A 7,561-nucleotide genomic window follows, 5' to 3' on the forward strand; every position below is an offset into this window, starting at 1 on the left:
TCGCGGTGGGAGCCTTTCGCCTGCAGGCGGACGATCCCGATGCGCTGTACAGCCGACGCGAGCACCTCGCGAGCGCGCAGCGCGCCGAAGCCATCTGGGCGGAGCGGCTGATCAGGAATCCGGGAGACTTCGAGTCGGCGTGGAAGCTCGCCCGCGCGCGCTACTGGCTCGGCGGCCACGCCGAGGAGAAGAAGCGCAAAGCCTACCTCGAGGCGGGCATCGCCGCCGGGCGCGCCGCCGCCGCCATCGCCCCGGCCAGACCCGAGGGGCATTTCTGGATCGCGGCGAACATGGGCGCGCTGGCGGAATCGTTCGGTCTGCGCCAGGGGCTGAAGTATCGCGGCGACATCAAGGCCGCGCTGGAAACCGTGCTGCGCCTGGATCCCGCGTTCCAGCACGGATCGGCGGACCGCGCGCTCGGCCGCTGGTACTTCAAGGTGCCGGGCCTGTTCGGCGGCAGCGACAAGAAGTCCGAGGAGCACCTGCGCAAATCGCTCACCTACAATCCCAACAGCAGCGTGTCGCTCTTCTTCCTCGCCGAAACGCTGATCGAACTGAAGAAGAAGGACGAGGCGCGGGCCGTGCTGCAGAAGCTCATCGACGCCCCCGTCGATCCCGAGTGGGCGCCCGAGGATCGCGAGTTCAAGCAAAAGGGGGCGGCGCTGCGCGCTGCGCTGCGGTAGTCAGTACTTGTAGAACCCGTGGCCGGATTTCTTCCCGAGCCGCCCGGCCAGGACCATCCGCTTGAGCAGCGGCGGCGGCGCGTATGCCGGTTCGCGGTACTCCTCGAACATGATGTTGGCGATGTAGTAGGTCGTGTCCAGGCCGACGAAATCGAGGAGCGTGAACGGCCCCATCGGATAGCCGGTGCCCAGCTTCATCCCCTTGTCGATGTCTTCGATCGTGCCCAGACCGTTCTCGTACGAGCGGATCGCGTCGAGCAGGTACGGCACCAGCAGGCGGTTGACGATGAAACCGGGCTTGTCGGGCGCGGTGATCGGCTCCTTGCCGAGCGACTGCGCGAAGGCGAACACCGTGCGGTAGGTCTCGTCGCTGGTGGTGAGCCCGCGGATCACTTCGACCAGCTTCATCAGCGGCACCGGATTGAAGAAATGCAGCCCGGCGAAGCGATCGGGACGCTTCGTCTTCGCCGCCAGCTCGGTGATGCACAACGACGAGGTGTTCGAGCAGAAGATGGCATGGTCGGCGACGACCCGGTCGAGCACGCCGTACGCCTTCGTCTTCTCGTCGATGTTCTCGATGATCGCCTCGACGACGAGATCGCAGTCCTTCAGGTCCTCGAGCCGCGTCGTGCCGGTCAGGTTGCCCAGCGTGCGGTCCTTTTCCTCCGCGGTGACCTTCCCCTTCTCGACGCCGCCGGCGAGGAACTTCTCGATCCGCCCGATGCCCTTCTCGAGAAAGCCGTCCTCGACCTCGCGGACGATGGTCTTGTAGCCCGCCGCCGCGCTCACCTGCGCGATGCCGGCCCCCATCAGGCCGCAACCCAGCACCCCAACCGTCTTGATCGCCATCACACAGTCTCCACAATGGCGGCGATGCCCTGCCCGCCACCGATACAGGCGGTCGCGAGACCGCGCTTCAGGCCGCGCCGCCGCAGTTCGAGCGTCAGCGTCAGGAGCAGACGGGTGCCGGTCATGCCGAGCGGATGGCCGAGCGCAATCGCGCCGCCGTTGACGTTGACGCGGTCCCGGTCGAGACCGAGCGCCTTCTCCACGGCGAGGTACTGCGCCGCGAATGCCTCGTTGACCTCGATGAGATCGATTTCCTTCAACGCCAGGCCGGCGCGCTCCAGCACTTTCCGCGTCGCCGGGACGGGCCCCATCCCCATCAGCGTCGGCTCGACCCCGACATACGCCCAGTGCGTCAGCTTCGCGAGCGGCTTCAGCCCCTTCCCTGTCGCTCCCGCGGCGGACGCCAGCAGCAGCGCCGCCCCGCCGTCGACGATGCCGCTGGCATTGCCGGCGGTGACGCAGCCGTTCTTGCTGAACGCCGGCGGCAGCCTGGCCAGCCCCTCCATGGTGGAATCCGGACGCATGTGATCGTCCTGCGCAAAGAGGTCCACGCCCTTGCGCGACTTGATCTCCACCGGAACGACTTCCTCTTTCAGCCGTCCGTCTTTCCACGCGCGGTCGGCGAGCTGCTGGCTGCGGATGGCGTAGGCGTCCTGCGCCTCGCGCGAGATGCTGTACTTCGCCGCGCAGTTCTCCGCCGTTCCTGCCATGGTGCAGCCGCAGTGCGTGTCGAGCAGGGCCGACCACAGCGTGTCTTCGAGCTGCCCCTGGCCGAGCCGCAGGCCGCTGCGCAGCCCACGGATCACGTGCGGCGCCTGGCTCATGCTCTCCATGCCGCCGGTGAGAACGACATCCGCCTCCCCGAGCACCAGCAGCTGCGCCCCGCTGATCGCCGCCTGGATGCCCGAGCCGCACAGGCGATTGACCGTCAACGCCGGCACCTCGATCGGCACGCCCGCCTTGAGTCCGACGTGCCGCGCGCCGTACACCGCGTCGGCGCTGGTCTGCAGCACGTTGCCGTAGACGACGTGATCCACGTCGGCCGGCTTCACACCAGTCCGCTCCATCGCCGCGCGTGCCGCGATCGCCCCCAGCTCCAGCGCCGAGAAGTCCTTCAACCTGCCCGTGTATTCCGCCATCGGCGTCCGGGCGCCGCCGAGAATGAAGACGTCACCGTTCATACGTTTCCCTGATTGATTCGACTGAGACGCGTCGACGACTCACGCTCCGGCACAAAGGCCGCGAAGATCACAAATGTGGCCTTTGTGTTCTTCGTGCCGGAGCGCGAGCCGCAGTCGTCTCAGCGTAAAGCTGCCACTATGTAATTTCCGGCCTCACGAGTGCCAAGTGCACCCCCGATATCGGCCGTCACCTGATTCTCCCGAACCGCCTTCAGGATCGCCGCATCTATCGCAGCCGCCTCGTCCTTCAGCCCCAGCGTTTCCAGCATCAGCGACGCCGACGCGATCGCGCCGATCGGATTGGCGATGTTCTTCCCGGCGAACTTCGGCGCCGAGCCGTGCACCGGCTCGAACATCGAGGTCTTCCCGGGATGAAGGTTCCCCGACGCCGCCATCCCGAGCCCGCCCTGGAACGTCGCGCCGAGGTCGGTGATGATGTCGCCGAAGAGATTGTTGGTGACGATCACCTGGAACTGCCCGGGATCCAGCACCATGTACATCGCGAGCGCGTCGATGTAGTAATGCGTCGCCTGAATGCGCGGGTACTCGGCGGCGACCTGCGTGAACACGCGCTGCCACAGCGCATGCCCCTGCTGCATGGCATTGCTCTTGTCGGCCATGCACACCTTCGTGAGGCCGCGCGCCTCGGCGAAGGCGAACGCGTGGCGGATGATCCGGTTCACCCCCTTGAACGTGTTCAGCTCTTCCTGGATCGCGATCTCGTCCTCCGTGCCGGCCTTGAAGCGGCCGCCGACGCTGACGTACAACCCTTCGGTGTTCTCGCGGAAGACGACGAAGTCCACGTCTTTCGGACCGCGCCCCTTCAGCGGACAGAGACGCTCGTCCAGCAGCTTCACCGGCCGGTAGTTCACGTAAAGATCCAGCTCGAATCGCGTGCCGAGCAGGATGTCGCGCGCGTGACGATTGTCCGGCACGCGCGGATCGCCGAGCGCCCCGATGAAGATGGCGTCGAACCCGCGCAGCGTGTCGTAGCCGTCCGCGGGAATCGTGATCCCCGTCTCGAGATAATGGTCGGCGCCCCACGGCAGGTGCTCGAACTGCAGCCGCCGCCCGAACGCCTCGCCGGTCCGGGTCAGCACCTTGACCGCCTCCGCAGTCACCTCTTTCCCGATTCCGTCACCGGCGATGACAGCGACCTTGGGCGTTAACACAATTCAATCCCCATGGCCATCCCCATTCCCCCCGACACGCACAGCGTGGCGAGCCCGCGGCGCGCCTTGCGCCGCAGCATCTCGTACAGCAGGGTGACGACGATGCGCGTGCCGGTGCAGCCGATGGGGTGGCCCAGCGCGATGGCGCCGCCGTTGACGTTGAGGCGATCCATCGGGATGGGAAGATCGGCCAGCACCGCCAGCACCTGCGGGGCGAACGCCTCGTTCAGCTCGACGAGGTCGAAATCGGAGAGCCGCAGCCCCGTGCGCTCGAGCAGTTGGTGCACGGCGGGCACGGGACCGATGCCCATGCGCCTCGGATCGACGCCCGCGCTCGCCCATCCGGCGATCTTCGCCAGGGGCTTCAGGCCGCGCGCGTTCGCCTCGGCCGCGCTTGCGAGGACGACGGCGGCCCCACCGTCGGTGATGCCGGACGACGATCCGGCGGTCAGGATGCCTGCCCCGCCCTCGACGTCACTGAAGACCAGCGGCAGCTTCCGCAGGCTCTCGATCGTCGTCCCGGCACGCGGGTGCTCGTCGGCCGACAGGGTCTGCGGCTTGCCCTTCGCGTCGGTATAGGCGACCGGGGCAATCTCGTCGCGGAAGCGCCCCTGCGCGATGGCGCGCTCGGCCCGCCGCTGCGACTCGAGCGCATAGGCGTCGGACGCCTCCCGCGTGATGCCGTACTCGCGCGCCAGCAGTTCGACCGTCTCTCCCATGATCAGGCCGCAGACCGAACAGGTGAAGCCGTCGCGATACATGGCGTCGACGAGGGTGAAATTCCCCATCTTGTGGCCCCAGCGGGCGTCCTCGGCGTCCATCAGATACGGCATCCGGCTCATGGACTCGATGCCGCCGGCCAGCACGATGGCGGACTCGCCGAGCGCGATCGATTGCGCGCCGGTGGCGATCGTCTGCATCCCGGATGCGCAGGCCTTGTTGATGGTCTGAGCCGGGACTGTGTCAGGAACGCCCGCTCGCCTGCCGACCTGCCGGGCGGGATTCGGCCCGGATCCCGCCTGCCGGGCGTGGCCGATGAGCACCTCGTCCACGTCGGCTGGTGTGAGGCCTGCCCGCTCGAGGGCCGCGCCGGCGGCCGCGGCGCCGAGCTCGGCCGGATGCACGTTCCGGAGGGATCCGCCGTAGCGGCCGATGGGCGTCCGTGCCGCACCAAGGATGACGACATCCGAGGGGAGCATAACCCTCCAATTGTAGCCGGACGCGACGCGGGACACATCCGGCGACGCGATCCAATTCAGCCCACATCGTCATCCAACGATTCAGATCCGGGCCGGGACGGGCGCGGGGACAAGTTGACGAATCCCCAGAAAAGAGGGTTAATCGGAGATTGGACCGGGACCGGTACAGCGTGTGCTGTAGCCACGGTTCGTTCAGGGAGCCGGGTGCGTCCGGCCTCATTCACCCCTGAGTTGTTCACCGAGGAGGATGTATTCATGCGTCTAGCACGAATCGCGATGTTGCTCGCGATGACGCTGTTGACCGGGGCGGCCTATGCCCAGGAGCAGCGTGGATCGATTGAAGGAGTGGTCAGGGACTCGTCCGGCGCGGTGCTGCCGGGCGTCACGGTCGCGCTGACCGGAGGCTCGGGGGCGAAGATCGAGACCACGAGCGACGCGCAGGGTGTGTACCGGTTCCCGTCACTCGCGCCCGCCACCTATACGATCACGGCCAACCTGCAGGGCTTCCGCCCGGGGACGGTCGAGAACGTCGTGGTGGCGCTCGGCCAGATCAAGAAAGTGGACTTCGCCCTCGGGCTCGCCACCCTGACGGAAAACGTCCAGGTCACGGCGGAAAGCCCGCTGGTCGACGTACGGCAGAGCGCGCGGCAGACCAACATCCGCGCCGAGCAGATCAACCTGCTGCCGAAAGGGCGGGACTTCACCACGCTGGTGACGCAGGCGCCGGGAGCGAACCAGGAAGCCAAGCTGGGCGGCCTGTCGATCGACGGCGCGAGCGCCGGTGAGAACCGCTACATCATCGACGGCGTCGAGACGACCAACATCCAGAGCGGCACGTCTGGCAAGGCGGTCATCGCCGACTTCGTCGAGGACATCCAGGTGAAGTCCAGCGGCTACACCGCGGAGTTCGGCGGCGCGACCGGCGGCGTCATCAACATGGTGACGAAGAGCGGCACCAACAACTTCCGCGGCAGCGCGCTGTTCAACGTCCAGGGGGATGCGCTCGACGCGTCGCGGCGGCCGATCCTCCGCCTCAACCCGTCGAACAGCAGCCTCGCGGAGTACATCACCTATCCCGAGGACGACAGCGTCCGGCTCGAGCCCGGCTTCGCGCTCGGCGGCCCGATCGCGCAGAACCGCGCCTGGTTCTTCGGCGCGTATCAGCCGGCGATCACGACGACGACCCGGACGGTGAACGCCTCGACGTCGCAGAATCCGATCGGCGAGAACAACAGCAACAAGCAGAAGACGCAGGTGCAGTACGCCACCGGCAACCTGACCTCGCAGATCAGCGACAACACGCGGGCGCGGCTCGCGTTCAACAACAGCTGGTCGCGGCAGCGGGGCCTGCTCCCGTCGCTGGCGGCGACCGATCCGGCCGGCTCGGACTACCGCACGACCTCGACCTTCCCCAACTGGACGGTGTCGGGCAACGTCGACTGGACGGCGTCGCCGAGAATGTTCGTCGGCCTGCGCGGCGGGTACTACCTGTCCGACCAGTACGACACCAACGTCACCGAAGTGCCCCGGTTCAACTGGACGACGACGAACAATATCGGGCTGCTCGACGTCCCGGCCAGCCTGCAGCGCGGCACCGGCTTCTCGAGCGTGCTGTCGAACACCAAGGTCGTGCAGGACAAGCAGACGCGGCTGTACTTCCAGGCCGACAGCACGATCTACGGCAACTTCGGCGGCGCCCACCAGCTGAAGTTCGGCTTCCAGGCCGATCGCCTCGGCAACGCGGTCGACTCGGGCGAGGCGCGTCCGCGCGTCACGATCCGGTGGAACACCCGGCTGTCGACCAACCCGGCGGCCTGCAACGGCATCCTCTTCGGCACCACCACCTGCCGCGGCACCTACGGCTATTACTCGGTGCGCAGCCAGGAAGTGGATCCGAACCGCGGCTTCATCACCTTCGGCGACGTCAACATGAACGTCTTCGGCTTCTTCGTGCAGGACGCCTGGACGATCAACAACAAGCTGACGATCAACGCCGGGGTCCGGACCGAGCGCGAGCAGGTGCCGAACTACGCGCCCGGCACGGTGGTGGACGGCATCACGCTGCCGGAGACCGGCATCGAGTTCGGCTTCGCCGACAAGGTGGCGCCGCGGGTCGGCTTCGCGTATGACCTCCGTGGCGACGGCCGCACCAAGGCGTTCGCGTCGTGGGGCATCTTCTACGACATCTTCAAGCTGGAACTGCCGCGCGGCTCGTTCGGCGGCGACCGCTGGCTCGAGTACTACTACACGCTGAACACGTTCGACTGGCCGAACCTGGTGCCCTCCGGCTGCCCGCCGGCGTGCCCGGGCCAGTTGATGCGCGTCACCGACTTCCGGCACATCTCGGTCGGCTCGAGCGCGATCGAACCGAATCTCAAGCCGATGCGTCAGCAGGAAGCGACCGCGGGCGTCGAACACCAGTTCAGCGACGTGATCTCCGCCAGCGTGCGCTACGTGCACAAGCAGATCGACCGCGC

6 protein-coding genes are annotated in these 7,561 nt (G+C 67.2%); 2 read left to right on the top strand and 4 right to left on the bottom strand.

Going from position 1 to position 7,561, the window contains the following annotated elements; genetic code table 11:
* Positions 1-5 precede the first annotated feature (5 nt).
* Positions 6-683, top strand: coding sequence for a TRAP transporter TatT component family protein (locus VFK57_24185; protein ID HET7698839.1), 678 nt, complete (start codon positions 6-8; stop codon positions 681-683).
* Here the strand turns inward: VFK57_24185 and VFK57_24190 are convergent, their stop codons facing one another.
* The 4 genes from VFK57_24190 to VFK57_24205 form a co-directional block, all read right to left on the bottom strand.
* On the bottom strand, positions 684-1,532 hold the full coding sequence (locus VFK57_24190) for a 3-hydroxybutyryl-CoA dehydrogenase (protein HET7698840.1): 849 nt from the start codon (positions 1,530-1,532) through the stop codon (positions 684-686).
* Positions 1,532-2,713, bottom strand: a complete 1,182-nt coding sequence (locus VFK57_24195) for an acetyl-CoA C-acyltransferase (protein HET7698841.1) — start codon at positions 2,711-2,713, stop codon at positions 1,532-1,534. Before VFK57_24195 ends, VFK57_24190 begins: the two co-directional genes overlap by 1 nt.
* 119 nt (positions 2,714-2,832) lie before the next feature.
* Positions 2,833-3,885 carry a 3-isopropylmalate dehydrogenase gene (locus tag VFK57_24200; protein ID HET7698842.1) on the bottom strand — a complete coding sequence of 351 codons (1,053 nt, stop codon included), beginning with the start codon at positions 3,883-3,885 and terminating at the stop codon, positions 2,833-2,835.
* The gene (locus tag VFK57_24205) at positions 3,879-5,084 is read right to left on the bottom strand and encodes an acetyl-CoA C-acyltransferase (protein HET7698843.1); all 1,206 of its coding nucleotides are present in this window, start codon (positions 5,082-5,084) and stop codon (positions 3,879-3,881) included. Before VFK57_24205 ends, VFK57_24200 begins: the two co-directional genes overlap by 7 nt.
* Positions 5,085-5,339: 255 nt before the next feature.
* On the opposite strand from VFK57_24205, the gene VFK57_24210 reads away from it, so the two are divergent.
* On the top strand, positions 5,340-7,561 hold a 2,222-nt coding region (locus VFK57_24210; GenBank protein ID HET7698844.1), incomplete at its 3' end, for a TonB-dependent receptor.

This window comes from Vicinamibacterales bacterium, from assembly GCA_035699745.1.
Classification (GTDB): Bacteria; Acidobacteriota; Vicinamibacteria; order Vicinamibacterales; family 2-12-FULL-66-21; genus JAICSD01.

Bases quoted from the DNA above. Each gene is read 5' to 3' on its own strand.
- VFK57_24190 (HET7698840.1), bottom strand. From the start codon at position 1,532: ATGGCGATCAAGACGGTTGGGGTGCTGGGTTGCGGCCTGATGGGGGCC.
- VFK57_24195 (HET7698841.1), bottom strand. From the start codon at position 2,713: ATGAACGGTGACGTCTTCATTCTCGGCGGCGCCCGGACGCCGATGGCG.
- VFK57_24205 (HET7698843.1), bottom strand. From the start codon at position 5,084: ATGCTCCCCTCGGATGTCGTCATCCTTGGTGCGGCACGGACGCCCATC.